Raw genomic sequence first — 25,659 nt, forward strand, 5'->3', positions numbered from 1 at the left:
AGAGCTCCAGGGGTTCTCAAAGAGTATTTAAGGGTTCTCAAAGAGCTGGAACAATTCAAAAGGAGCTCTGAACGTTCGAAAGGGCCGGAAAGAAGCGGGACGCGAGGATGAAGCAAGCAGCGGGAGGGTTGGAGCATGGAGAGGCTGGACGAGGAGCTGGAGCGCGCATTCAAGGAGCGGCTATGGGAACGGGGGGCCGCGATCGTCGTCGCCGTCAGCGGCGGACCTGATTCCATGGCTCTGCTGCATGCGCTCCATGCGGCTGCCGCGCGCTGGGAGCTGCGGCTTGGGGCGGCCCATGCGAATCACGGCTTCAGGCCGGAGGAGTCGAGGTCCGAGCATGAGGGAGTGCGGGCATTCGCCGAACGGCTCGGCATCCCTTTTTACTCCGCGGAGCTGGATGTGCCGGCTTATCTGGAGAGCAGAGGCGGCAACAAGCAGGATGCGGCCCGCAAGCTGCGCTACAAGTTCCTGCATGAAGCCGCGGCAGCCCACGGGGCGTCGGCGATCGCGCTTGCCCACCATGCGGACGACCAGGCGGAAACGGTGCTGATGCGGATCATCCGGGGCACGGCGCCGTCCGGCCTGGCGGGCATTGCGCCCCGGCGCAGCGAAGGGGGAGTGGAACTTATCCGTCCTCTCCTGCGTATAGGCAAGTCGGACCTCCTGGATTATTGCCGCCGCTTCGGCGTTCCTTCCTTCACGGACAGCAGCAACGAGCATCCGGATTACTTCCGCAACGCCGTGCGGCTCGAAGCGATTCCTTCGCTGGAGCGATTCAACGCCAGGCTGCGGCCGTCGCTGTGCCGGCTTGCCGAGGCCGCCTCGGCGGAAGCCGATTTCCTGGACCGGGAAACGGAGTCCCTCCACCGGTCCCTGGTCGCCTCCACCGCAGGCGGAATGACGATGCGGGGCGCGGATTTGGCGGGTCTCCACGTCGCTTTACAAAGGAGATTGATTAAACTAATATTAGATTATCTCGCTCTGGAAAAGGAACCCACCGGGTTTGAAGAGGTGGAGAATATACGTCTTGGCGCCCTGGCGGCGAAGCCGTCCAACTGGCGCATCGACCTCTCCCGCGGGCTGCGCTTCCGCCGGGAGTACGGGCAGCTCTCCTGGGAGCGGCGCCCCGCCGTGAAGGCAGCCCTGGAGGAACGCGAGGCTCCGCTGGAAGGACGGCTCGTGCTTGAAGAGGCGGGCCTTCTGTTTGCATTCCGGACGCTGGAGGCTCTGGACGGGGAAGCGCACGGGAAGGCGGCGGCGCAGGCGGGTCCGCACCGCGCCGTATTCGACCTGGATAAGCTGTCGCTTCCTCTCGCCGTGCGGCCCCGCAGGGCGGGCGACCGGATGAGCGCGATGGGACTAAACGGCACCAAAAAGGTGCAAGATATGTTCGTTGACGCCAAGGTTCCGCCGTCCCGCAGGGACTTGCTGCCGCTTCTGTGCGACGGCGAGGGAACAATCCTTTGGATTCCGGGCATCCGCCGCTCGGCCGAAGCTGCGGCGGAGCCCGACACCCGGCGGCTGCTCGTCGTCGAATCGGCGCCGATTGTCGCCCTCGGCTTCGGCGGCGAAGAGAATGGAGAATAACCAGGCTTATTGGATTCATAAATATAGGATTAAGGTCATCGGGAGGAACACAACTTGCATAACGACATTCAAGAGATTCTGCACAGCGAGGAAGAGATCCAGAGGAAGGTCAAGGAGCTCGGAGAGATTCTGACCGGCGATTACGAGGGCCGCAACCCGCTTGTCATCTGCGTGCTCAAGGGTGCGTTTATTTTCATGGCGGACCTGGTTAAGGAAATACGCGTCCCTCTGGAGATGGACTTCATGGCCGTATCGAGCTATGGAGCTTCCACGAAATCCTCCGGGGTCGTCAAGATCATCAAGGATCTGGACGTCTCCGTGGAAGGCCGCGACGTGCTGATCGTGGAGGACATCATCGACAGCGGGCTCACGCTCAGCTATCTGATCGACGTGCTGGAGCGGCGCAACGCCAAGTCCGTCACGGTCGTCACCCTCTTCGACAAGCCGTCTGGACGCTCGGTCGATCTTGATGCCGACTATACCGGCTTCACGCTTCCGGATGCTTTCGTCGTCGGATACGGCCTCGATTATGCGGAATACTACCGCAATCTCCCTTACATCGGCATCCTGAAACCGGAAGTCTACACCAAATAGCCCCTTTGCGATTTCCCTTGCCTGCCCTGAACCGGGGTTCTGTTGAGATGGTCAGACAGGCTATGGTAAAATATTTGAAGCGTCTTGAGAGGAGGTAGGGGATGAATCGAATCATCCGGAACACTGGATTTTACCTGCTTATTTTCCTGGTAACCGTCGGAATTGTCCAATTCATCAGCAATCAGGACGAAAACAGCACCCAGATTCGTTACGACGAGTTCCAACAGCAGCTCCAGGCTGACAACATCGACAAGCTGACGGTTCAATTCGACAGTTACACGTATCTGGTGACCGGTGAATACAAGAAAACGCCAGCGGGGTCTGAAAGCAATTCGCTCAAGTTCTTCACCTACACAAACGCGGAGGAATACACCTCCAAGCAGATTTCGGATACAGCCTTGAAGAACGGGATCCAGATCGAGTACAAGAAAATGAAAGGCCAGAGCATCTGGCTTACATTCCTGACCTCCATCATTCCGTTCGTGATCATCTTCATCCTGTTCTTCTTCCTGATCAATCAGGCACAGGGCGGCGGCGGCAAGGTCATGAACTTTGGCAAGAGCAAAGCCCGTTTGTATAACGAAGAGAAGAAGCGGGTCACGTTCGAGGATGTCGCCGGCGCCGACGAGGAGAAGCAGGAGCTCGTCGAGGTCGTCGAATTCCTCAAGGATCCGCGCAAGTTCGCCGCAGTCGGCGCCCGCATTCCTAAAGGCGTGCTGCTGGTGGGCCCTCCGGGTACCGGCAAGACGCTCCTGGCCCGCGCTGTCGCAGGCGAAGCCGGAGTTCCGTTCTTCAGCATCTCCGGCTCGGACTTCGTCGAGATGTTCGTCGGCGTAGGCGCATCCCGCGTCCGCGACCTGTTCGAGAACGCCAAGAAGAACGCGCCTTGCATCATCTTCATCGACGAGATCGACGCTGTCGGACGCCAGCGGGGCGCAGGCCTCGGCGGCGGACATGACGAGCGCGAGCAGACGCTCAACCAGTTGCTCGTCGAGATGGACGGCTTCGGCGCCAACGAAGGCATCATCATCGTAGCCGCCACCAACCGTCCGGACATTCTGGATCCCGCGCTGCTTCGTCCAGGCCGCTTCGACCGTCAGATCACGGTCGACCGCCCGGATGTAAAAGGACGCGAGGCCGTCCTCAAAGTCCATGCGCGCAACAAGCCGCTCAACAAGGACGTCAAGCTGGACATCATCGCGAAGCGGACGACGGGCTTTACCGGCGCCGATCTCGAGAACCTTCTCAATGAAGCGGCCCTGCTAGCGGCAAGACGCAACAAGAAGGATATCGGCATGACCGAGGTCGATGAAGCGATCGACCGCGTCATCGTAGGCACGGAGAAGAAGAGCCGCGTCATCAGCGATCGCGAGAAGCGCATCGTCGCTTACCACGAGGCGGGCCACACCATCATCGGCTACTTTCTGGAGAATGCCGACATGGTGCACAAGGTCACGATCATTCCTCGCGGACGCGCCGGCGGTTATGTCATCATGCTTCCCAAGGAAGACCGCATGCTCATCACCAAGCAGGAAATGCTCGACAAGATCACCGGCTTGCTGGGCGGCCGCGTAGCCGAGGAGCTGTTCATCGGAGAAATCGGAACCGGCGCCTACAGCGACTTCAAGCAAGCGACAGGCATCGTCCGCAGCATGGTCATGGAATACGGCATGAGCGACAAGCTCGGCCCGATGCAGTTCGGCAGCACGCAAGGCCAGGTATTCCTTGGACGGGATATCGGCCACGAGCAGAACTACTCCGACAAGATCGCTTACGAGATCGACCAGGAGATGCAGAACTTCATCAACGAGAGCTATAACCGCGCGAAGCAGCTGCTTACCGAGAAGAGCAAGGAAGTGCATCTGATCGCCCAGACGCTGCTTCGCCTCGAGACGCTCGACCTGGAGCAGATCCGCAACCTGATCGAGACCGGCTCCGAGAACGGCGACGGTTCCGGCAGCGGCGACGCAGGCGGCGAAGAGCCTTCCGGCGAGCCTATGATCGACACGATCGGCGGTGTCAAGGTCCGCATCCAGCCTCGCGATCCCGGTGAAGGATCGACTTCTGGCGAGAGCATTACGGACGCCAACACGGGCGGCTCCGACATCGGCGGAGACGGAACCGGCAGCGGTCCGGACAAAGTCTAAATCATCGCTTGAAACCTTGCAGCCCTCATGCACAATTGTGCATGAGGGCTGTTGCTTATGTTCAGGCGGTCCGGTATAATATCCGAGGGTGAGGGAAAGGTAACAGGGTTGGAGTAATCTGCTCTGTAAGGGCTATGTAAGTTTTACAGATGAATAGTCGTCATATTTATCCAATTTATTTCATGAAAAATGAAAAAGCTTTGGATTATTCGGATGTAAATGCTTTCACGGTGTAAGTTTTAATAACACTTTCTCATTGACTCTTATTGATTATAGGCTATAATAACTATATCCAATCAAAACGTATAGGACAGGGGAGAAATACACAGATGAAATGGACAAGCAAGCCGTTCCAAGTACTGAGTGTATCTGCGCTCGCTATGATGCTCGTTGTTTCCGGTTGCGGTTCGAAGAACAATAACAACTCCGAGAATGCGGGCGGAGCAGCGGGTTCCAACACACCTGCCAATACGGAGAATGCAGGCGGCTCCAACGCCGACTACTCCAAGCTCAAGATCGGCATGGTTACGGACGGCGGCGGCATCAACGACAAGTCGTTCAACCAATCCGCTTGGGAAGGCCTTCAGAAGCTCGAGAAGGACACCGGCATCAAAGTCAAGGCTCTTGAATCGAAGGGCGACGCCGACTTCGAGCCGAACCTGAACACGCTGATCAAAGGCGGTTACGACCTTACTTGGGGCATCGGCTTCATGATGAATAAAGCGATGACCAACGTGGCCAAGCAAAACCCGGATGCGAAGCTCGCGAGCATCGACTCCGTCGTTGACGCTCCCAACGTTGAATCCGTCATGTTCGCCGAGAACGAAGGCTCCTTCCTCGTCGGCGTCGTTGCCGGCCTGACGACCAAGACGAACAAAGTCGGTTTCGTCGGCGGCGTTGAAGGCGACCTGATCGGCAAATTCGAAGCCGGCTTCACGGCTGGCGTCAAAGCTGTCAATCCGGACGCTACGGTAAAAGTCAGCTATGTGGGCGACTTCACGAAGCCTGACCTTGGCAAAGCGGCAGCGGCTACGATCTACAACGACGGCGCCGACATCATCTACCATGCAGCAGGCGGCAGCGGCAACGGCGTCTTCACCGAAGCCAAAGAGCGCGTCAGCAAAGGCCAAAAAGTATGGGTTATCGGCGTCGACAAAGACCAATCCGTCGACTTCGGCAACGACATCACGCTGACTTCCATGGTCAAGCGCGTTGACCAAGCGGTGGAAATGGTTTCCAAAGATCTGGCCGACGGCAAATTCGAAGGCGGATCGACCCGTACGCTGAGCCTGAAAGACGGCGGCGTAGGCCTTCCGGAGAACAACCCTAACGTTCCTGAGGACGTAATGGCCAAAGTAAAAGAGTACGAAGCGAAAATTACGGGCGGAGAAATCACGGTACCGACAGCGCCAAGCAAGTAAGATTGCCCGAGCCCAAAGACAAGGCCAGCTTCTAGAGCCGGCCTTGTTCTTTTTGCCGTAAAAGGGAAGGAGATGCAAGGATGGAGCAAAGGCCGATCGTAGCAGAACTGAAAGGAATCACCAAGAGATTTCCCGGCATTGTCGCGAACGACAACATCAGCCTGCAGCTTAGAAAGGGAGAGATCCACGCCCTTCTAGGAGAGAACGGCGCCGGCAAGTCGACTCTCATGAATATCCTTTTCGGGCTCTATCAGCCTGACGAGGGGCATATCGAAATCAACGGAAGCCCCGTGGTCATCGATGGTGCCGGCAAGGCGATCGAGCTGCGGATCGGCATGGTCCATCAGCACTTCAAGCTGGTCAAGCCTTTTACAGTAGCGGAGAATATCATTCTGGGCAACGAGCCTACCAAAGGCGCGACAATTGATATCAAGAGCGCCAATGAACGCGTGAAGCAAATATCCGAACAGTACGGCCTGAAGGTGGATCCCCGCGTCAAGATCGAGGCTATCACCGTCGGCATGCAGCAGAGGGTCGAAATTCTGAAGACGCTTTACCGCGGCGCGGACATCCTGATCTTCGACGAGCCGACAGCCGTTCTGACCGTTCAGGAGATCGAAGAGCTGATCGTCATTCTGCGCAATCTGGCCCGCGAAGGCAAATCGATCATTCTCATCACGCATAAGCTCAAGGAAATCATGGAGATTGCGGACACCTGCACCGTCATCCGGCGCGGCAAGGTCATCGGCAGCGTTTCCGTGAAGGAATCCAACGAGCGCCAGCTGGCGGAAATGATGGTCGGCCGTTCGGTCAGCTTCCAAGTGGACAAGCAGAAGAGCAAGCCGGGCAAGCCGGTGCTGGAAGTGAAGGATCTGGTCGTTCCGGGAGAGCACGGCAAGCCGGTCGTCGACCATGTCACCTTCGACATCCGCGCAGGAGAAGTGTTCGGCATCGCCGGCGTCGACGGCAACGGACAGACGCAGCTCATCGAGGCGATTACCGGCATGCGCAAGGCAAGCGGCGGCTCGGTGAAGGTGCTCGGCAAGGAATTGCTGGGAACCTCCGTACGTACGGTGACGGAAGCCGGCGTATCGCATATTCCCGAGGACAGGCACAAGCACGGTCTCGTGCTCGACTTCAGCGTCAGCGAGAACATGGTGTTGAACAACTACTACAAAGAGCCTTTCACCCACAAAGGGTTATTGAACTACAAGGCGATGGACCAGAACGCCAAGAAGCTCGCAGAGCAGTTCGACGTGCGGATGTCCGGCATCCATACGGAAGCCCGCTCCTTGTCGGGCGGCAACCAGCAGAAGGCGATCATCGCCCGGGAGCTTACCCGCAACCCGGAGCTGATCATCGCCGTGCAGCCGACTCGCGGCCTGGACGTCGGCGCCATCGAATTCGTGCACAAGCAGCTGATCGAAGCCCGCAACGAAGGCAAGGCAGTGCTTCTCGTCTCCTTCGAGCTGGAGGAGCTGTACGGCCTCTCCGACCGCCTTGCGGTCATCTATGAGGGACGGTTCATGGGCCAGATGGAAGCGGACGAGAAAAACGAAGAGCAAATCGGACTCATGATGGCGGGCAACGCCATGGGAGCCGCCGCCGGCCATACAGGCTGAGACAGGAGGACAACGGATGCAGCGTCTCAATCAAATCTTTACGAAACAGTCCACCTATGTTCCGATTCTGGCCATTATTCTCGGCCTGATCGTCGGCGCCATCGTCATGTGGATGGGCGGATTCAACCCTTTCGAAGCCTATAAAGCCATGCTGGTCAAAATTTTCGGAACCACCTACGACTTCGGCGAAGCTATCCGCCAGGTGACGCCGCTGATCTTCACCGGCTTGTCGGTTGCGTTCGCATTCCGCGCGGGACTGTTCAACATCGGTGCGGAAGGCCAGTTCATCATGGGAATGACGGCCGCCACATGGGTCGGCATCAACACCGATCTGCCCTGGTTCATCCATCTTCCGCTGGCCGTTCTGGCAGGCGGTCTCGCGGGCGCGATCTGGTCGGGCCTTGCCGGCTGGCTCAAAGCGACCCGCGGAATCAACGAAGTCATTTCGACGATCATGCTGAACTGGATCGCTTATTACTTCGCCAACTTCATGGTTCGCGTCGTCATGATCGAGAAAGGGCAGAACCGCTCCCAGGATGTGCTGCCGTCGGCTTCGGCATCCATCGACTGGCTGTCCGCTCTGATGGACAATGCCCGCGTCCATTGGGGCACGGTCATCGCCCTGCTTTGCTCTGGCATTTTCTACTACATTCTTTGGAAGACCCGCCAAGGGTATGAGCTTCGCGCCAGCGGCCACAACGCCGATGCCGCTTTCTACGCGGGCATCAACGTCAAGGGCAGCATCGTCAAGGCGATGATGATCTCCGGCGCCTTCGCCGGTCTCGGCGGAGCCTTCGAGATTCTCGGCGTGTTCAAGTCCATGGCGGTCATGAACGCCCAGCCAGGCTACGGATTCGACGGCATCGCCGTTTCCCTGCTCGGCGGCAACAACCCGTTCGGCATCGTGTTCGGCGCGATTCTGTTCGGCTTCCTCAGCTACGGCTCGCAAGGCATGAACTTCGAGCTTGAGGTTCCGAACGAGATCATCCGGATCGTCATCGGCTCGGTCATCTTCTTCGTGGCCAGCCACGGCATCGTCAAATGGTTCCTCAAGCCGTTCTTCAAAAAACGGCGGGAAGAAAAGAAGGGGGCGGCGTAAATGGATCTTTTGGCTCAGCTGATCAACACGACGCTGGTCTTCTCGACCGCCCTGATTCTGGCCGCGCTCGGCGGCATCTTCTCGGAGCGCTCCGGCGTCGTCAACATCGGCCTTGAAGGCCTCATGATCGTCGGAGCGTTCAGCGCTGCCGTGTTCACGTATTTCTCCAGCGAATGGGGCTTTGGCGGCGGCTCGCCTTGGTTCGGCCTCCTCATGGCGGTCGTCTGCGGCGTCATCTTCTCCCTGCTGCATGCGGTGGCTTCCATCACGCTGAAGGCCAACCAGGTCATTATCGGGGTCGTCATCAATATCCTTGCTCTGGGCGCGACCATCTATCTGGTCAAGAGCCTGTTCGACGGCCAGGGCCAGTCGGAGAACCTGACCGGCATCGCCTTCACCAAATGGAACATTCCGGGCCTGTCCGATATCCCGTTCATCGGCGAAGCGCTGTTCAAGGCCTATCCGACCACGTACATCTGCTACGTGCTCGTGTTCCTGAGCTGGTTCGTCCTGTACCGGACCCGCTTCGGCCTGCGCCTGCGCGCCGTCGGCGAGCATCCGGGCGCGGCGGACACCGTCGGCATCAGCGTCACGAAGTACCGCTACATCGGCGTCATGCTGAGCGGCGCGTTCGCCGGTCTCGGCGGCGCGGCGATCTCGCTGACGACGACGTACGATTTCTCCCACACGACGATCAGCGGCCAGGGCTTCATCGCGATCGCGGCGATCATCTTCGGGCGCTGGCATCCGATCGGCGCGGCAGGGGCGGCCTTGTTCTTCGGCTTTGCCCAGGCGCTGCGCTTCCAGGCCCAGCTGTTCGAATGGTCCAAGGCCATTCCGAACGAGTTCCTGTACATGCTGCCTTACGTGCTCACACTTCTGCTGCTCGCGTTTGCGGCGGGCAAAAACCGCGCTCCGGCGGCGGCGGGAGAGCCTTACGATCCCGGCAAGCGTTAATATCGATCAACTGCCTCTTGCATCCTTATGCAAGAGGCTTTTTTGCAGCCTGGTTCGGATTGGGACCGCCAATTCAGGCAGGAGTAAAGGCCTTGTTGGCCGATACATGGAATGGTACGGCAGAAAAAGGCGTCGGACAAGGAACCGACGGAGCGCTCCGCACCCATTTTCAACGAAGGGAGCTATAGGCTCCAGACAGCCGGTTATCCTTGGAAACCGCGGCTCCGCAAGCAAAATTCCTTGGTTGACAGCCTCGGAGCAGGGGTGTAAATTAGGTGTTACTGAATCGCCACATCTTATCAACATTGTGAATCATTTCACGAGTTAAAAGGGGCATCCGGCATGGAATATCCGGATGGTTGAGCATACTATAACGGGTCCGCGCTTGCGTCTACGCATGGCAGCGAGGCCTTTGAAGGAGATGGATCGACGTGGAAGCTTTGGCTCTGGAGCGCAAGGCCGAACAGAACCGGGAACTGCGCGAGAGGCTGCTGCAGCTGAAGAAGGAACGCAACGCCATCATTCTCGCCCACTATTATCAGAGGGATGAAATTCAAGAGGTTGCCGATTTCCGGGGCGACTCGTTCCTGCTGGCGCAAAAGGCGGCAGAAACCGACGCGGAAACGATCGTATTCTGCGGCGTCCACTTCATGGGCGAGAGCGCCAAGATTCTGGCTCCGGGCAAGACCGTCATTATTCCCGACGAGCGGGCCGGCTGCCCGATGGCCGACATGGTCAATGTCGAGGGCCTGCGCAAGCTGAAGGCGCAGCATCCCAATGCGAAGGTCGTCACCTATATCAACTCTTCGGCCGAGATCAAGGCGGAGACGGATATTTGCTGCACGTCGGCCAACGCCGTGAAGGTCGTCAACTCGGTCGACAGCGACGAGATCATCTGGGTGCCGGACAAGAACCTGGGCCATTATGTCCAGCAGAAGACCGACAAGAAGATGATCATCTGGGAAGGCTACTGCAATACCCATGACATGCTGACCGTCAAGGACGTCGAGGAGATGAAGGCCAAATACCCGAACGCGGAATTTGTCGTCCATCCCGAATGCCGTCCGGAAGTCGTCGAGCTCGGCGATTTTGTCGGAAGCACGACGGCCATCATTAAATATTGTAAGGAATCGCCCAATAAGGAATTCATCGTCGGAACCGAGGACGGCACCGGCTACCAGCTTCGTCTGGACAGCCCGGGCAAGACGTTCCATTTCGCGACCAAATACCTGGTATGCCCCAACATGAAGGTCAACAACCTCAAGAAGCTTGTGCGCTGCCTGGAAAACATGTCTCCGCAAATCTATGTGCCGGATGCCGTTGCCGACAAGGCGCGTCTGTCCCTGGAGCGCATGCTGCTGGTGAAGTAGCATGCGCTACTCCCATGTCCGGAGGAGCTTGCACCTATGATACCTAGATATTTAGTCGATCTGAATCTCGACGAGCTGCCTGTCGTGGAGAAAGATGTCATCGTCATCGGGGCCGGCATTGCCGGTCTTTTTACCGCTATACGGGCCAGCGAACGGAACTCGGTCCTGATGATCACCAAGAAATCGCTCATGGACAGCAACACTCGCTACGCGCAGGGAGGCATCGCCGCCGTCATCTCCGACGAGGATTCTCCCGACTTCCATCTGGAGGATACGCTCGTGGCCGGCGCCGGATTATGCGACCGCGACGCTGTGGAGGTGCTGGTGCATGAAGGGCCCAAGGGCGTGCGCAGCCTGATCGGCATGGGCACCCAATTCGACCTGGAGAACGGGGAGTTCGCCCTGACGAAGGAGGGCGCGCACAGCCAGCGGCGCATCCTGCACGCCAACGGCGACGCGACCGGCTTCGAGATCGTCCGCGCCTTGTCGGAGAAGGCGATGGCAGCCGAGAGGATCGAGGTTTGGGACGACCATTTCGCCATCGATCTCATCACGCGTGACAATGAATGCTGCGGCGCTCTTGTGCAGAAGCCGGACGGCAGCCGGGTGTTCGTGCGCGGCAAGGCGACGATTCTGTGCACCGGCGGCACGGGACAGATGTTCCGGTATACGACCAATCCGGAAGTGGCGACCGGAGACGGCGTCGCAATGGCTTATCGTGCCGGAGCCTACATAAGGGATATGGAATTCATCCAGTTCCATCCGACAACGCTTTGTTACCCGGGCGCGCCCCGCTTCCTCATCTCGGAGGCCGTCCGCGGAGAAGGGGCCGTTCTGCGCAACATCCGCGGCGACCGCTTCATGGAGCGCTACCATCCGCAGCTGGAGCTGGCCCCTCGCGACGTCGTGGCCAATGCCATCGTCAGCGAGTTGGAGCAGACGCGGTCGACGTTCGTCTATCTGGACGTGACGCATGAGTCGGAGGAGATGATCCGCCACCGGTTCCCGACGATCTACGAAACCTGCCTGCAATACGGGCTCGATCTGACGACGGACTGGATTCCGGTCGCTCCGGCGGCTCATTATACGATGGGCGGCGTCAAGACCGATCTGAACGGAGAGACGAACCTCTCCCGCCTCTTCGCCTGCGGCGAAGTGTCTTCGACCGGGGTGCATGGCGCGAACCGGCTGGCGAGCAACTCGCTGTCGGAGGCGATCGTGTTCGGGCGCCGCATCATCCACCGCATCGAGGAGCTGCCGCCGCTTGAGGGCGCGGTTCATGTACGGGAAGAAAAGGAAGAGCATAGCGCCATTTCGCGGCAGGCGGTCGTGGAGAAGCGGCTCAAGCTGCAGAAGGTCATGGTTCGTTATGTCGGCTTGCGCCGCAGCTCGGACAGCCTCGCCCAAGGGCTTGTCGAGCTGAAGAGGCAATTGCCGTTCCTTTCGTCGGTCATGGCCAAATGGGAAGATTTCGAGTTCGCCAATCTGCTGACCATCTCCATGCTGACCGCAGAGTCCGCGGCTGCCCGCGAGGAAAGCCGCGGCGCGCATTACCGGGTGGACCATCCTCAGCGGGATGACCGCAATTGGCGCAAACATACGGTTCTGCACCGAGTGCAGGGCATTACGGAGGAATCGGTATATGATGGATCAGCGATTTGAGGCCGACCTAGGCCTCGGCGGTTATGATAAAAGTCTTCGGGACAGCATTCAAAGCTGGCTGGCCGAGGATATCGGCACCGGGGATGTGACGACCCGCACGACGATTCCGGCCGGCAGCGTCATGAAAGCCGTCATCCACGTCAAGGAGGACGGCATTATCGCCGGCTTGCCCGTCGCGCAGACCGTCTTCTCCGTCGTCGATCCGTCCCTTGCCTTCACGGCCCATGTGCAGGATGGCGACCGGGTTGAGGCCGGCACGGTCATCGCGGAAGTGGAAGGCAGCACGCACAGCATCCTGACGGGCGAGCGCCTCGCGCTCAATCTGATGCAGCGATTGTCGGGCATTGCGACCAAGACGAGCCGCTTTGTCAATATCCTGGACGGGCTTCCGACGCGTCTGGTCGACACCCGCAAGACGACTCCGGGCCACCGGATGCTGGAGAAGTACGCCGTCCGCGTCGGCGGCGGAGCCAATCACCGCTTCGGCTTGTACGACGCCGTCATGATCAAGGACAACCATATCAAGGGAGCGGGCGGCATCACGGCGGCCGTGACCGCGTCCCGTGCCGCCATCCCGCACACGATGAAGATCGAGGTCGAGACGGAATCGTTGGAGCAGGTCGGCGAAGCCTTGGACTGCGGCGCGGACATCATCATGCTCGACAATATGAAGCCGGAGCTCATGGCGGAGGCTGTCCGCCTGATCAAGAGCCGTTCTCCCCATGTCCTGACGGAAGCGTCGGGCGGGGTGCGGCTGGATACGATCCGGGCCATCGCCGAGACCGGCGTGGACATCATTTCCGTCGGAGCCCTCACGTATTCGTTCGAAGCTCTCGATATCAGCCTCGACCTGGGCGGCAAGAAGGGGAGGTCGTAAGCCGTGATTGTCGTCATCGACGTAGGCAATACGAATATCGTGCTCGGCATCTACCGCGGACAGGAGCTGCTCCATCACTGGCGCATGAGCACCAACCGCTCGGCGACGAGCGACGAGTACGGCATGATGGTGTACAACTTCTTCCAGTTCGCCGGCATCTCCATCGATGCCATCGACGGAGTCGTCGTCTCTTCGGTCGTGCCGCCGCTCATGAGGACGCTGGAGCAGCTGTCGGTCAACTACCTTCGGCACTCCCCTCTTGTCATCGGTCCCGGCATCAAGACGGGTCTCAACATCCGGTACGAGAATCCGCGCGAGGTCGGAGCGGACCGCATCGTGAATTCTGTCGCCGGCATCGAGAAATACGGCTCGCCGCTCATCGTCGTCGATTTCGGGACGGCGACGACCTTCGATTACATCGATCCGAGCGGCGCTTATCTGGGCGGCGCCATCGTGCCGGGCATCGGCATCTCGACGGAAGCGCTCTACCAGAAAGCGGCCAAGCTGCCGCGCATCGAGCTTGTCCGGCCGCGCAGCGTCATCGGCCGCAATCCGGTGACATCAATGCAGGCCGGCATCATTTTCGGCTATGCCGGACAGGTGGACGGCATCGTTCGCCGGATCCGCCAGGAGTTCGGGACCGACCCGCGCGTCATCGCGACGGGAGGCCTGGCCGACATGATCGCGGCGGAATCGGAGACGATCGAGAAGGTGGACCAGCTGCTCACGCTCGAAGGGCTGCGCATCATTTATGAGCGCAACCAGGACCAGCATGGTTAATGAAGTCAGAGTAAGAGCAAATTGAGATCGTATTCAGCGCATCGACTGAAATCTTGAGCATCAACGGCATGGAAGAAACCAACAGAGGACAAGGAGGGATTCATTGATGAGCGATTACAAGGAAGGAACCCGCGAGGGCGACTATCTCGTCCGGGGAACGGCATGGGGCGGCAAAGTCCGCGTATTCGCCGCGCGCACGACCGAGCTGGTCGGCGAGCTGCAGCGGCGTCACGGAACCTACCCGACCGCTTCCGCAGCGCTGGGACGCACAGCGACGATCGGGGCGATGATGGGCATGATGCTCAAGGGCGAGGAGAAGCTGACGCTTCAGGTCAAGGGCGACGGTCCGATCGGCCAGATCGTCGTTGATGCCAACGCCAAAGGCGAGGTGCGCGGTTATGTCGACAATCCGGAGGCGCATGTGCCGAGCAATTCGCTCGGCAAGCTCGATGTGGCTGGCGTCGTCGGTACGACGGGATTTGTCCATGTCACCAAGGATCTAGGCCTCAAGGAGCCTTATCGCGGCAGCGTTCCGATCGTCTCCGGCGAGCTGGGCGAGGATTTCACCTATTACTTCGCCTCCTCCGAGCAGACGCCTTCGGCGGTCGGAGTGGGCGTGCTGGTGGACGTGGACGGAAAGGTCCTGCATGCAGGAGGCTTCATCCTCCAGCTGCTGCCGGGCTTGACCGATGAGGAGATCGGGCGGCTCGAGACCGCTCTGGGCGGGCTGCCGCATGTCACGGCCCTTCTGGATCAGGGAGAGACCCCGGAAGAAATTCTGCGGTGGGTCGTCGGCGACGAGCTGACTGTGCACGAGACGATGGACGTGAAGTTCGTCTGCCAGTGCTCTCCGGAGAAGGTGGAGCAGACGCTGATCAGCATGGGCGAAGCCGAGCTGAGGAACCTGATCGAAGAGGAAGGATCGGCGGAGGTCGTCTGCCACTTCTGCAACGAGGCCTACAGATTCGACAAGCCTCATCTGGAAAGGCTGCTTCAAGAAGCCACCGCCGGCAAGAACGGGTAAGGGAAGACTGGCATATGGGCAAGGACAAAATGCTCAAGGGAATCATCGGCTTGCAGGCGGTCTGCATGATCGTGCTCGCCGTTTTTGTTGTTCTCCAGCAGCTTCCCGAGTCGGCTCCCGCATCGGGCGACATGCCTGGAGCGGGAGCCGGAGGCTCGGACGGCGAAGCGGCTGTCGTCGGGGACCAGGCGATTCGGAATTCGGACTGGGTGGAGCATCTCAAGAAGCAGTACGGAGACAGCGTGCTCAGGATGCTGATGCTGCGCAGCGCGCTGGACCAGGAGAGCGCCAAGGGAAGCCTGGAGGTGTCGGCCGAGGAGATCCAGTCGGAGCTGGCTTCCCAGATGGAAGGCTACGAGGACGAGAACGCCTTCTACCGGGAAATGAAGGAGCAGCTCGGCATGAGCCGGGATGACGTATGGAGCGACGTCATGTACCGCCTGCTTCTGGAAAAGTGGATGACGCGCGGCATTGAGGTTCCGGACAAGGAAGTAGACGCTTATATGAAGGAGCATGAGGCAGAGCTCTCCCCTTCCTCGCGCCTGCATCTTCGCTGGATCGTCCTTCCGGACTCGGACAAGGCCTCTGCGGTGCTGGATGAGCTGGAGCAGGGGTCCGGCTTCGAGGAGCTGGCGCAGCGGGAATCGCTGGATGAAGGCACGGCTTCGAACGGCGGAGATCTCGGCCTGATCGACGAGCGGGATCCATTCCTCGACCCGGGGGCGGCCAAGGCGGCCGCCGGCCTGCAGCCCGGCGACATCGCAGGTCCCGTGGAGGTGGCCGGCGGTTATGCGGTCATTGAGCTGCTGGAGCGGATCACGCCGCCGGACCCTGGCAAGGCCGCCATCCGCGAGCGGGTCAAGCGCATGATCGCCCTGGACGAAGCGGGATCCCTGAAGGATGGAGAAGAGAAGCTTCTTAAGCGCTATCAGGCATCGGTGCTGCCGGATCCGTCATCGGAGCCGACCAAAGGATAGCGGAATGACGATACGTTCATGCTGTCCTCCGCGATTCTATTGACAAGGGCCGAAAGGCCTTGTTAAGATAGAAACAGCTAATAACCTACTATTTTAGTCGGAATATAGATGAGGAGGCAGTTGACTATGGCCAGAATTGTGCAGAATGTAACCGAACTGATCGGAGATACGCCGCTTGTCCGCTTGAACCGCTTGGTGCCGGAGGGAAGCGCCGAAGTGTACGTGAAGCTGGAGTATCAGAACCCGGGCTCCAGCGTCAAGGACCGCATCGCCATCAGCATGATCAACGTTGCGGAAGAGCAAGGTCTGATCCAGCCGGGCGTGACGACAATCGTCGAACCGACGAGCGGCAACACAGGTATCGGCCTGGCCATGGTTGCTGCAGCCAAGGGCTATCGTTCCGTGCTCGTCATGCCGGAGACGATGAGCCTTGAGCGCCGCAACCTGCTTCGCGCTTACGGCGCGGAGCTGGTGCTGACGCCTGGAGCGGAAGGAATGAACGGCGCCGTCAAGAAGGCGGAGCAGCTGGCGGAGGAGAACGAGAACTACTTCATCCCGCAGCAGTTCAAGAACCCGGCCAACGTCAAGGTCCACCGCGAGACGACGGGACCTGAGATCGTCGAGGCGATCAACGGCTACGACGGCAAGCTGGACGCATTCGTAGCGGGCATCGGCACCGGCGGCACGATCAGCGGCACGGGCGAAGTGCTGCGCAAGAACTTCCCGAACATCCACATCGTCGCGGTCGAGCCTGCGGCCTCCCCGCTGCTGTCCGGCGGCAAGCCGGGCGGCCACAAGATCCAGGGCATCGGCGCCAACTTCATTCCGGACATCCTGGATCGCGAGATCTACGATGAGGTCATTACGGTCGAGAACGAGGAAGCCTTCGAGTATGCGCGCCGCGCTGCCAAGGAAGAAGGCCTGCTCGTCGGCATCAGCTCCGGCGCAGCCATCTCCGCCGCGCTGCAGGTCGCCAAGAAGCTGGGCCCGGGCAAGCGCGTCATCGCTATCGTGCCGAGCAACGGCGAGCGCTACCTGAGCACGCCGCTGTTCAACTTCGAGAACTAGGTTCCGGATAACACGAAGGCTCGCCGACGATCGGAGGCGGAGGCTTCATGCAGGGCAAGCCGTTCCGACGCCATCTCTACCGATGGCGCGGGGCGGTTTTTTCATGGCCGGAAACGCCATCCCGCAGAGGAGGGGTTCCGTATTTTTCATGGCAAGCGCTTTCGGAGGCAAGCCGGTTTCCATCAGGGTGAAATGGGGTCTTTTTCAGCTTGATTTTGCCCTATCAAAAGGATACGATCAGTCGATAGAGAAGAGGACGAAGCATGAACGGGGGAAGCGGGGCCATGGCAGAGATCATCGGATGCACGTCTTGGGAGCGGTGGGAATCTTGGCTGGGCGGGGAGAAGAGGTACACGACTCTGCCGGTGCTGGCCAGCCTGCGGCTGCCGGAGAAGGGCCTGCTGCCGGAATCCTGGGAAGCGATGTGGCTGGAGGCGGGGCCGTGCTCGATCGTCCTGGAGAGCGGCAAAAGCGGAAGGTACACCTATATGGGACGGCGGCCAGCCGAGCTGCTGCAGGGCAAGGGAGGTCATGCCGAACAGCTACGGCTTCGAACCGGAGAGGATGGCCGGCCGGCAGACTACGAGCTGGTCGAGCGCTTCGAGGCCGCTCCGCTGGAGGCGGTCAGGCGCTGGATGCGAGGCTCGGAAGGACCGAGGCTTCCTGCGGAAGAAGGTCCGGCATGGACCGGAGGCATCGGCGGCTTCTGGGGTTATGACATCATCCGCTCCATCGAGCGTCTCCCGGAGCTGGCCGAAGACGATCTCGGCTTGCCGGACTATCTGTTCATGCGGCTGGACGAGCTGTGGATCGTCGACCGCAAGGAGCGGCTGCTGTACGCCTCGGTGCATGTCCCGCTGGCCGGCCAAGCCGATGCAGGCGCCATAAGGGCCGCATACGATGCGGCGGTCATCCGGGCGGAAGAAATGCTTCGGGAATGGGCGGACTGGAGCGCCTCATCCGGTGCGGCAGCGGAGCTTGCGGATTCCCGCCGCCAGCTTCTGGAGCGGGAGGGGGACGGCTCGGCCCCTCCTTTCGCGGATGTGCCGGAAGGGGCCGCGAGCCCGTTCCTCAAGGACCGCTATATGAATGCTGTCCGCCGGATCCAGGATTACATCGCGGCGGGCGACGTCTTTCAAGTCAATCTCTCGCTCAGGCAGCAGTGCCGGACGGAGACGTCTCCGGAAGAGCTGTACGAATGGCTTCGGCTCATCAATCCTTCTCCTTATATGGGCTTGCTCCGCACGCCGGCCTTTCAGCTGGTGTCCGCTTCGCCGGAGCTGCTCGTCGAGATGAAGGACGGGCGGCTGGCCACGCGTCCGATCGCGGGGACAAGACGGCGCGGGCGCACTCCGGAGGAGGACGCGGCGATGGAGCGGGAGCTTAGAGCGAGCGAGAAGGAGACCGCCGAGCATATCATGCTCGTCGACCTGGAGCGCAACGATCTCGGGCGCGTGTCGAGTTATGGCAGCGTGCGGGTGGAGGAGCTGATGGCGGTGGAGCGGTACTCCCATGTCATGCATATGGCTTCCCAGGTGGAAGGCCGTCTTGCCGAAGGGCTTGATGCATTCGATGTCATCTCCGGCGTGTTTCCCGGGGGAACGATTACCGGCGCCCCCAAAATCCGCACGATGGAAATCATCGAGGAGCTGGAACCGGTGCGCCGTGGTCCGTATACGGGCTCGATGGGCTGGATTGACTACAGCGGGGATATGGAATTTAATATTATTATCCGCACGATGGCCGTCGTGGACGGCCAAGTGCATATCCAGGCCGGGGCCGGCATTGTAATCGACTCCGACCCCGAGCGGGAATACAAGGAATCCATCAGCAAGGCAAGAGCGCTGTGGCGCGCTTTCCAATACGCGGAGCTGCACCGTGCCGCGGATGCCGCGCCGGCATCCGACACCAACTGACAGGGGGCTATCGAGATGATTCTCGTACTCGACAATTACGATTCCTTCACGTACAACCTCGTGCAGTACCTTGGCGAGCTGAACGAAGAGATCGTCGTGAAGCGCAATGACGAGATTACGCTGGAGGAGGTCGCGCGGCTGGCTCCGGATCACATCCTGATCTCTCCGGGACCTTGCTCGCCGAACGAAGCCGGCATCAGCCTCGCTCTGATCGAGCGCTTCAAGGGCGAGATTCCGATCTTCGGCGTCTGCCTGGGGCACCAGGCGATCGGACAAGCCTTCGGAGGCGAAGTGGTGCGGGCGGAGCGGCTCATGCACGGCAAGACATCTCCGATCCTTCACGAGGGAAGGGGCGTATTCCGGGGCTTGCCGTCGCCGTTCACCGCTACCCGCTACCACTCCCTCATCGTGCGGCGCGAGACGCTGCCGGACGAGCTGGAGATCACGGCCGAGACGGCCGAGGGCGAGATCATGGGCTTGCGGCACAAGAAATATGCCGTTGAAGGCGTGCAGTTCCATCCGGAATCCATCATTACGGAGAACGGATTGGCGCTGCTGCGCAACTTCCTGTCGGAGACGGCCGTTCGATGAAGATTGGTTATAACGGATCCGTGGCCGATTCCGAAGATGTCCGCATCTCGGTTTTTGACCACGGATTTTTATATGGAATGGGACTGTTCGAGACGTTCCGCACGTACGGCGGCGAGCCGTATTTGCTGGAGCGGCATCTGCGGCGGCTGGAGGAAGGCTGCATGCGTCTTCAGATCTCCTATCGGGCGGAGCCGGCTGCCATCCGCAGGCTGATCCGCGATGTGACGGCCGCCGCAGCCATCAACGGCGATGCCTATGTCCGCATGACGGTGTCCGCCGGCGACGAAGGACTTGGCTTGCCGGCAGGGCCTTACACATCGCCTTCGGAGATCGTCATGGTCAAGAATCTTCCGCCCGCAGCTCCGGAGCTGCATGTCCGCGGACGCGAGCTGCGCCTGCTGGGGACGCCGCGGAATACGCCCGAGCTCGGCATTCGGATGAAGTCGCTGCATTACATGAACAGCATTGCGGCCAAGCAGGAGCTGATGGCCTCCGGAGCTTCACCCGGATCCGAAGGGCTGATGCTTACTGCCGATGGATGGCTGGCGGAGGGGATCGTCAGCAATCTGTTCTTCGTGTCGGGAGGCATCGTCCGCACGCCATCCCTGGAGACGGGGATCCTGCCCGGAATCACGCGCGGCCGCGTCATGGAGCTGGCGCGGGAAGCGGGGATGCCGGTCGAGGAAGGACTGTACCGGTGGGAGGATCTATTGGAGGCGGACGAGGTGTGGACGACCGGGTCGGTGCAGGAGCTGGTTCCCGTCGCCACGCTGGCTGACGGCTCGGGGAAGAACGCCCATCCGCGTGCAGGAGCGGCGGCGGGTCCGATATGCGGCAAGCTGCTGAGCCTGTACCGGGCCGATGCCCGGAGTAGCAGTCCAGGCTATTGGCTGCGGCCGGACAGACGATTCTGACCGGACATCATCTCGATTGCGTATGCGAGGCTCCGGCAGACCCTGATCGGCAGACGTTGACCGTAGAATTCCGCAGGGATCATCCGGTCCATCATGTTTATATAGGAGGGGATTCGATGTATAGCCGACAACGGCGCCATGCCGTGCCGAAGCGGCGGTATGAGCTGGGAGGAGGCGTCGAGCTGGAGCTTGGAGAGCGAACCTTGATCATGGGCATCCTGAACGCGACCCCGGATTCGTTCTCCGACGGCGGACGCCATGCCCAGGTGGATGAAGCGGTGCGCCATGCCCTGAAGATGGCGCGGGAGGGTGCGGACATCATCGATGTCGGGGGAGAGTCGACCCGCCCCGGCTATATCCCTGTTCCGCATGAGGAGGAGCTGCGGCGCGTCGTCCCCTTGATCGAGAGGCTGCGCCTGGAGCTGCCGGATATGCCTCTTTCCATCGATACGTACAAATTCGAGACGGCAAGGGCGGCGCTTCAAGCCGGCGCGCATATCATCAACGACATATGGGGCCTGCGGCTCGATACCCGAATGGCGGATGCCGCCGCCGAGTTCGGCTGCCCGGTCATCATCAGCCACAACCGCCGGGAGCGGAATTATGAGGATCTCATTCCGGATGTCGTTTCCGACCTTGAGGGAAGCGTCGGGATCGCAAGGGCGGCAGGCGTGGCGGAGGAGAACATCTGGCTCGATCCCGGCATCGGTTTTGCCAAGACCCATGAAGACAATGTAGCGTTGATGGGAAGCTTGTCGGAGCTGGCGGAGCTGGGCTACCCGGTGCTGCTCGGCACTTCGCGCAAGCGGTTCATCCGGGACACGCTCGGGCTGCCGGTCGGAGAGCTGATCGAGGGGACGGCAGCGACAGTAGCGCTTGGAATCGCCCAAGGCTGCCAGATCGTGCGCGTGCACGATATCGAAGCGATCCGGAAAACATGCGCGATGACAGACGCGATCGTCTACGGCCCGCGCTGAATACTTTGGGACAGAAAGGAATGGACCGGCCGACAATGGACAAGATGACACTTAATGGCATGCGGTTTTTCGGTTATCATGGCGTATTTCCGGAGGAGAACCGGCTTGGGCAGAACTTCCATGTCGACCTCGTTCTGAAGCTGGATCTTGAGCAGGCCTCGCGCACCGACGAGCTGGAGCATTCCATCAACTATGCCGACCTGCACGCGGCGACCAAGAAAATCGTGGAAGGGCCGCCCGTGAAGCTGATCGAGGCGCTGGCGGGCCGTATTGCAACTGCACTGCTCGAGACGTATACTGGCATTACTGAATTGACCGTTCGCGTGACGAAACCGAATCCTCCGTTCGAGATCCACTTCGACGGCGTTGTCGTCGAACTGGTGCGAAAGCGGGATGAGCATGGAGAAATCGTACCCGCATAGCGGGACTGGCGGGAACATGAGCAGGGCTTATATCGCCCTTGGCTCCAACATAGGGGACCGCGCGGAGCTGCTGGCGCAGGCGCTTGAGCTTCTTGACGGAAGCGACGGCGTAGCCGTGGAGGAGACATCCTCCGCGTACGAGACCGATCCGGTCGGTTACGCCGACCAGCCTGCGTTCCTCAATATGGCGGCTTCTCTGCGGACGCGCCTCGATCCTCTGGAGCTGCTGCGCCTGATGCTCGACATCGAGCGCCGGCTTGGCCGCGTCCGCGATATCCGCAACGGCCCAAGAACGATTGATTTGGATCTGCTTTTATATGAAGATGTGTCCATGGATAAGGAAGAGCTGCAGCTCCCTCATCCTAGAATGGAGGAGCGGGCTTTCGTGATGGTTCCCCTGGCCGAAGTGCTGGAACCGGGCCACCCTCTGCTGGCCAAGGCGGAGTCGATGGCGGTCGCGGCATTACGGGATGGAAAGGAAGGCATTGCTCAATGGAATACGATCAACTGGCGCAGCGGATCCGCGCCTTTCGGAAGCTGAAGGGCTTCACCCAGCAGCAGCTGGCCGACAAGCTGGAAGTATCCGTCGCGGTGCTCGGCTCGCTCGAGCGCGGCACGCGCAAGCCGGAAGCCAAGCTTCTGGGGCGGATCGCCGACACTCTAGGCATCGATTATGAAGAATTGACAGCCGTGACGAGCGGTGGTCTGCGATAGAAGGAAGGAACGGTTATGCTTAAAATCGGAAATGTTGAAATGAAGAACAATGTCGTTCTCGCTCCCATGGCCGGCGTCTGCAATCCCGCATTCCGGCTCATCGCCAAAGAGTTCGGCACCGGACTCGTTTGCGCGGAGATGGTGAGCGACAAGGCGATTGTCCACGGCAACAAGCGCACGCGCGAAATGCTGTTCGTGGATGAGCGCGAAAAGCCGCTCAGCCTGCAGATTTTCGGCGGAGACCGCGAATCCCTTGTCCAGGCGGCGAAAGTCGTCGACAAGGAGACGAATGCGGACATCATCGACATCAACATGGGCTGTCCGGTGCCGAAGGTGACCAAATGCGATGCCGGCGCCCGGTGGCTGCTCAATCCCGACAAGATCTACGAGATGGTCAGCTCGGTCGTCGACGCCGTCGACAAGCCGGTAACGGTCAAGATGAGGATCGGCTGGGACAGCGATCATATCTTCGTGGTCGAAAACGCCCGCGCCGTCGAGCGCGCCGGAGGCAAGGCCGTCAGCGTGCACGGACGCACCCGGGAGCAGCTGTATACGGGCCATGCCGACTGGAGCTACATCAGGCAGGCCAAGGAAGCGGTGAGCATTCCGGTCATCGGCAACGGCGACGTCAACACGCCCGAGGACGCCAAGCGCATGATCGCCGAAACCGGCTGCGACGGCGTCATGATCGGACGCGCGGCGCTCGGGAACCCATGGATGCTCTACCGCACGATCCATTACCTTACGCATGACGAGCTGCTGCCGGAGCCGAACGCCGTGGAGAAGATGGAGATCGCCATCCTTCACATGGATCGGCTGATCGCGCTCAAAGGCGAGGCCGTGGCCGTGAAGGAGATGCGCAAGCATCTGGCCTGGTATCTCAAAGGCCTCAAGGGAGCCGCCCGCATCAAGGACAACATCATGGAAGAGACGAGCCGAGATGTGATGGTCACTATCCTGAACGAGTATATCCGGTCTCTCGGCCAGGATGCCCAGACGCCGGCCGTTCCGGAAGCGGCGGTCAACTGAAGCCCTGCCGCCCGCGGCAAGACGCTTTCCCTTGCGGGGAGCGTCCCCGCGGGCGGCCGTCTTTGCCGGGCGCCTCTCATTGACACGCCGGGTGCAATTGCATATAATCTTGCAATATAATCCTGTGCCGTCTGTTCTTGGTGGATTATGGACACGGTTTCAGGCACTGGGAATCCTGCTGTAATTCCTTTCGCTTTCAACGCGAGGTAAGCAAATACGCCACGACAGGAGAATCGGCAATGAGCGACAAAGAAGTGATTCTGACTCAGGACGGACTCAAGAGGCTGGAAGAGGAATTGGAGAATCTCAAATCCGTGAAACGTCGCGAAGTGGCCGAGCGGATCAAAGTCGCTATCGGTTATGGCGACATCAGCGAAAACTCCGAGTATGAAGATGCTAAAAACGAGCAAGCTTTTATCGAAGGACGCATCCTTACGCTTGAGAAAATGCTGCGCAACGCGCGCATCATCAATAATGACGATATCGCCGTAGATACGGTAAGCATCGGCTCCATCGTGACGATCGAGGATCTGGAGTTCGGCGATACGATCGAATACGCCATCGTCGGCACGGCGGAATCCGATCCGCTGCAGAACAAGATCTCCAATGAAAGCCCGCTCGGTCGGGCGATTCTCGGCAAGAAGAAGGGCACGACCGTCGAGGTCAACGTTCCGGCCGGCGTCATTCAATACCGGATTCTGGACATCAAAAAGTAATCCAGGCACCCAGACCAGACTTAGCAGCTATACTTCCATTCAGGAGCTTCCTACCTATAGGGAGCTTTTTTAAGGGATAGACAAGCAAGGAGATGAAGATCAAGTGAGTCAAGAGAACGGCACAGTGGATCAACAGGAACAGCAGGACCTAAGCGAGCTTCTGCAGCTTCGGCGGGCGAAGCTCGATGAGCTTCGCGATCTGGGCGTGGACCCGTTCGGCAGCAAGTTCGAGCGCACGGCGACAGCCGGCGGCATTGCATCCGAATTCGGCGATCTGACAAAGGAAGAGCTGGAGGAGAAGGGCGCCGCCGCTCGTATCGCCGGCCGAATCATGACCAAGCGCGGCATGGGCAAGGCCGCGTTCGCCACGATTCAGGACCTGACCGGCCGCATTCAGATTTATGTCCGTCAGGATTCGGTCGAGGAAAGCCAGTACAAGGCTTTTGACCTGCTCGATATCGGAGATATCGTCGGCGTCGACGGCACGATATTCAAGACGAAGACGGGCGAGATCTCCGTCAAGGCCAAGGAAGTAACGGTCCTCAGCAAATCGCTTCTTCCTTTGCCGGACAAATTCCATGGACTCAAGGACGTGGAGCAGCGCTACCGCCAGCGTTATGTCGATCTGATCACCAACCCGGATGTGCAGCAGACGTTCATCCTGCGTTCCCGCATCATCCAGTCCATGCGCCGTTACCTGGATTCTCTCGGCTACCTCGAGGTTGAAACGCCGACTCTCCACACGATTGCCGGCGGAGCGGCCGCTCGTCCGTTCATTACGCATCACAATGCGCTTGATATGCAGCTCTATATGAGGATCGCCATCGAGCTTCACCTCAAGCGGCTGATCGTCGGCGGTCTCGAGAAGGTCTATGAGATCGGCCGCGTGTATCGCAACGAGGGCATGAGCACTCGCCACAACCCGGAATTCACGATGATCGAGCTCTACGAAGCCTATGCCGACTACAAGGACATCATGTCCCTGACGGAGAACCTCATCGCGCATATCGCCCAAGAGGTGCATGGCAGCACGGTCATCGACTATCAAGGCCAGCAAGTGGATCTGACCGTTCCATGGCGCCGCGTATCCATGATGGAGCTCATCAAGGACGCGACCGGAGTCGATTTCACGCAGCAGCTGTCCCTTGAGGATGCTCAGCAGCTCGCCAAAGAGCATAAGGTTCCGGTGGAG

24 protein-coding genes (1 of these 24 cut by a window edge) are annotated in these 25,659 nt (G+C 59.9%); all 24 read left to right on the top strand.

The window, feature by feature from the left end; genetic code table 11:
• Positions 1-135 precede the first annotated feature (135 nt).
• Positions 136-1,590, top strand: a complete 1,455-nt coding sequence (gene tilS / locus CIC07_RS00390; RefSeq protein ID WP_076360004.1) for a tRNA lysidine(34) synthetase TilS — start codon at positions 136-138, stop codon at positions 1,588-1,590.
• Between the two features lie 54 nt (positions 1,591-1,644).
• A complete protein-coding gene (hpt, locus tag CIC07_RS00395) occupies positions 1,645-2,184 on the top strand; it encodes a hypoxanthine phosphoribosyltransferase (protein WP_021878939.1) in 540 nt (179 codons plus the stop codon).
• Between the two features lie 101 nt (positions 2,185-2,285).
• Positions 2,286-4,331 (top strand): ATP-dependent zinc metalloprotease FtsH, encoded by a 2,046-nt coding sequence (gene ftsH, locus CIC07_RS00400; protein WP_076360006.1) that lies wholly within the window; start codon positions 2,286-2,288, stop codon positions 4,329-4,331.
• A 329-nt stretch (positions 4,332-4,660) separates the two neighbouring features.
• Entirely contained in the window at positions 4,661-5,752 is a 1,092-nt protein-coding gene (locus CIC07_RS00405) for a BMP family lipoprotein (protein ID WP_076360008.1), read from the top strand.
• Positions 5,753-5,832: 80 nt separating this feature from the next.
• Entirely contained in the window at positions 5,833-7,374 is a 1,542-nt protein-coding gene (locus CIC07_RS00410) for an ABC transporter ATP-binding protein (RefSeq protein ID WP_076360010.1), read from the top strand.
• A gap of 16 nt (positions 7,375-7,390) precedes the next feature.
• Positions 7,391-8,473 (top strand): ABC transporter permease, encoded by a 1,083-nt coding sequence (locus CIC07_RS00415; protein ID WP_076360012.1) that lies wholly within the window; start codon positions 7,391-7,393, stop codon positions 8,471-8,473.
• Positions 8,474-9,430 (top strand): ABC transporter permease, encoded by a 957-nt coding sequence (locus CIC07_RS00420; protein ID WP_076360014.1) that lies wholly within the window; start codon positions 8,474-8,476, stop codon positions 9,428-9,430.
• A 431-nt stretch (positions 9,431-9,861) separates the two neighbouring features.
• Positions 9,862-10,800 (top strand): quinolinate synthase NadA, encoded by a 939-nt coding sequence (gene nadA, locus CIC07_RS00425; RefSeq protein WP_076360016.1) that lies wholly within the window; start codon positions 9,862-9,864, stop codon positions 10,798-10,800.
• Positions 10,801-10,836: 36 nt separating this feature from the next.
• Positions 10,837-12,462: an L-aspartate oxidase gene (nadB, locus tag CIC07_RS00430; RefSeq protein WP_076360018.1), complete on the top strand. Its 1,626-nt coding sequence runs from the start codon at positions 10,837-10,839 to the stop codon at positions 12,460-12,462.
• Positions 12,443-13,339, top strand: coding sequence for a carboxylating nicotinate-nucleotide diphosphorylase (gene nadC, locus CIC07_RS00435; protein WP_442953375.1), 897 nt, complete (start codon positions 12,443-12,445; stop codon positions 13,337-13,339). The genes nadB and nadC overlap by 20 nt, the downstream gene beginning before the upstream one ends.
• Positions 13,340-13,342: 3 nt before the next feature.
• Entirely contained in the window at positions 13,343-14,119 is a 777-nt protein-coding gene (locus tag CIC07_RS00440; RefSeq protein ID WP_076360020.1) for a type III pantothenate kinase, read from the top strand.
• A gap of 106 nt (positions 14,120-14,225) precedes the next feature.
• Complete coding sequence (gene hslO / locus CIC07_RS00445; RefSeq protein ID WP_076360022.1) at positions 14,226-15,143, top strand: Hsp33 family molecular chaperone HslO; 918 nt, start codon at positions 14,226-14,228, stop codon at positions 15,141-15,143.
• A 14-nt stretch (positions 15,144-15,157) separates the two neighbouring features.
• Positions 15,158-16,120 (top strand): peptidylprolyl isomerase, encoded by a 963-nt coding sequence (locus CIC07_RS00450; RefSeq protein WP_076360024.1) that lies wholly within the window; start codon positions 15,158-15,160, stop codon positions 16,118-16,120.
• 126 nt (positions 16,121-16,246) lie between these two features.
• On the top strand, positions 16,247-17,188 hold the full coding sequence (gene cysK, locus CIC07_RS00455) for a cysteine synthase A (RefSeq protein ID WP_076360026.1): 942 nt from the start codon (positions 16,247-16,249) through the stop codon (positions 17,186-17,188).
• A gap of 284 nt (positions 17,189-17,472) precedes the next feature.
• Positions 17,473-19,104 (top strand): anthranilate synthase component I family protein, encoded by a 1,632-nt coding sequence (locus CIC07_RS00460; RefSeq protein WP_076360053.1) that lies wholly within the window; start codon positions 17,473-17,475, stop codon positions 19,102-19,104.
• Between the two features lie 15 nt (positions 19,105-19,119).
• Positions 19,120-19,695 (top strand): aminodeoxychorismate/anthranilate synthase component II, encoded by a 576-nt coding sequence (pabA, locus tag CIC07_RS00465; protein WP_076360028.1) that lies wholly within the window; start codon positions 19,120-19,122, stop codon positions 19,693-19,695.
• Positions 19,692-20,609, top strand: coding sequence for an aminotransferase class IV (locus CIC07_RS00470; RefSeq protein WP_076360030.1), 918 nt, complete (start codon positions 19,692-19,694; stop codon positions 20,607-20,609). The genes pabA and CIC07_RS00470 overlap by 4 nt, the downstream gene beginning before the upstream one ends.
• Positions 20,610-20,725: 116 nt before the next feature.
• On the top strand, positions 20,726-21,586 hold the full coding sequence (folP, locus tag CIC07_RS00475) for a dihydropteroate synthase (RefSeq protein WP_076360032.1): 861 nt from the start codon (positions 20,726-20,728) through the stop codon (positions 21,584-21,586).
• A 35-nt stretch (positions 21,587-21,621) separates the two neighbouring features.
• Positions 21,622-22,008: a dihydroneopterin aldolase gene (gene folB / locus CIC07_RS00480; protein ID WP_076360034.1), complete on the top strand. Its 387-nt coding sequence runs from the start codon at positions 21,622-21,624 to the stop codon at positions 22,006-22,008.
• 16 nt (positions 22,009-22,024) lie between these two features.
• Positions 22,025-22,549 (top strand): 2-amino-4-hydroxy-6-hydroxymethyldihydropteridine diphosphokinase, encoded by a 525-nt coding sequence (folK, locus tag CIC07_RS00485; RefSeq protein ID WP_076360036.1) that lies wholly within the window; start codon positions 22,025-22,027, stop codon positions 22,547-22,549.
• Complete coding sequence (locus CIC07_RS00490; protein WP_048743666.1) at positions 22,501-22,722, top strand: helix-turn-helix domain-containing protein; 222 nt, start codon at positions 22,501-22,503, stop codon at positions 22,720-22,722. The genes folK and CIC07_RS00490 overlap by 49 nt, the downstream gene beginning before the upstream one ends.
• Positions 22,723-22,737: 15 nt before the next feature.
• The gene (gene dusB / locus CIC07_RS00495; RefSeq protein ID WP_076360038.1) at positions 22,738-23,751 is read left to right on the top strand and encodes a tRNA dihydrouridine synthase DusB; all 1,014 of its coding nucleotides are present in this window, start codon (positions 22,738-22,740) and stop codon (positions 23,749-23,751) included.
• Between the two features lie 239 nt (positions 23,752-23,990).
• Positions 23,991-24,467, top strand: a complete 477-nt coding sequence (greA, locus tag CIC07_RS00500) for a transcription elongation factor GreA (RefSeq protein ID WP_048743662.1) — start codon at positions 23,991-23,993, stop codon at positions 24,465-24,467.
• A gap of 103 nt (positions 24,468-24,570) precedes the next feature.
• Positions 24,571-25,659: the 5' portion of a lysine--tRNA ligase gene (gene lysS, locus CIC07_RS00505; RefSeq protein WP_076360041.1), read on the top strand. It continues 426 nt past the right edge of the window; 1,089 of the gene's 1,515 nt are visible here — the first part of the coding sequence; its start codon is at positions 24,571-24,573; the stop codon falls past the right edge of the window.

The organism is Paenibacillus sp. RUD330 (assembly GCF_002243345.2).
In the GTDB taxonomy this organism is placed as follows: Bacteria; Bacillota; Bacilli; order Paenibacillales; family Paenibacillaceae; genus Paenibacillus_O.

What these genes read in the sequence shown, in the direction of transcription:
- tilS (WP_076360004.1), top strand. Translation starts at nt 136, where the DNA reads ATGGAGAGGCTGGACGAGGAGCTGGAGCGCGCATTCAAGGAGCGGCTA.
- ftsH (WP_076360006.1), top strand. Translation starts at nt 2,286, where the DNA reads ATGAATCGAATCATCCGGAACACTGGATTTTACCTGCTTATTTTCCTG.
- CIC07_RS00405 (WP_076360008.1), top strand. Translation starts at nt 4,661, where the DNA reads ATGAAATGGACAAGCAAGCCGTTCCAAGTACTGAGTGTATCTGCGCTC.
- CIC07_RS00410 (WP_076360010.1), top strand. Translation starts at nt 5,833, where the DNA reads ATGGAGCAAAGGCCGATCGTAGCAGAACTGAAAGGAATCACCAAGAGA.
- CIC07_RS00415 (WP_076360012.1), top strand. Translation starts at nt 7,391, where the DNA reads ATGCAGCGTCTCAATCAAATCTTTACGAAACAGTCCACCTATGTTCCG.
- CIC07_RS00420 (WP_076360014.1), top strand. Translation starts at nt 8,474, where the DNA reads ATGGATCTTTTGGCTCAGCTGATCAACACGACGCTGGTCTTCTCGACC.
- nadB (WP_076360018.1), top strand. Translation starts at nt 10,837, where the DNA reads ATGATACCTAGATATTTAGTCGATCTGAATCTCGACGAGCTGCCTGTC.
- nadC (WP_442953375.1), top strand. Translation starts at nt 12,443, where the DNA reads ATGATGGATCAGCGATTTGAGGCCGACCTAGGCCTCGGCGGTTATGAT.
- hslO (WP_076360022.1), top strand. Translation starts at nt 14,226, where the DNA reads ATGAGCGATTACAAGGAAGGAACCCGCGAGGGCGACTATCTCGTCCGG.
- CIC07_RS00450 (WP_076360024.1), top strand. Translation starts at nt 15,158, where the DNA reads ATGGGCAAGGACAAAATGCTCAAGGGAATCATCGGCTTGCAGGCGGTC.
- cysK (WP_076360026.1), top strand. Translation starts at nt 16,247, where the DNA reads ATGGCCAGAATTGTGCAGAATGTAACCGAACTGATCGGAGATACGCCG.
- CIC07_RS00460 (WP_076360053.1), top strand. Translation starts at nt 17,473, where the DNA reads ATGGCAGAGATCATCGGATGCACGTCTTGGGAGCGGTGGGAATCTTGG.
- pabA (WP_076360028.1), top strand. Translation starts at nt 19,120, where the DNA reads ATGATTCTCGTACTCGACAATTACGATTCCTTCACGTACAACCTCGTG.
- CIC07_RS00470 (WP_076360030.1), top strand. Translation starts at nt 19,692, where the DNA reads ATGAAGATTGGTTATAACGGATCCGTGGCCGATTCCGAAGATGTCCGC.
- folP (WP_076360032.1), top strand. Translation starts at nt 20,726, where the DNA reads ATGTATAGCCGACAACGGCGCCATGCCGTGCCGAAGCGGCGGTATGAG.
- folB (WP_076360034.1), top strand. Translation starts at nt 21,622, where the DNA reads ATGGACAAGATGACACTTAATGGCATGCGGTTTTTCGGTTATCATGGC.
- folK (WP_076360036.1), top strand. Translation starts at nt 22,025, where the DNA reads ATGAGCAGGGCTTATATCGCCCTTGGCTCCAACATAGGGGACCGCGCG.
- CIC07_RS00490 (WP_048743666.1), top strand. Translation starts at nt 22,501, where the DNA reads ATGGAATACGATCAACTGGCGCAGCGGATCCGCGCCTTTCGGAAGCTG.
- dusB (WP_076360038.1), top strand. Translation starts at nt 22,738, where the DNA reads ATGCTTAAAATCGGAAATGTTGAAATGAAGAACAATGTCGTTCTCGCT.
- greA (WP_048743662.1), top strand. Translation starts at nt 23,991, where the DNA reads ATGAGCGACAAAGAAGTGATTCTGACTCAGGACGGACTCAAGAGGCTG.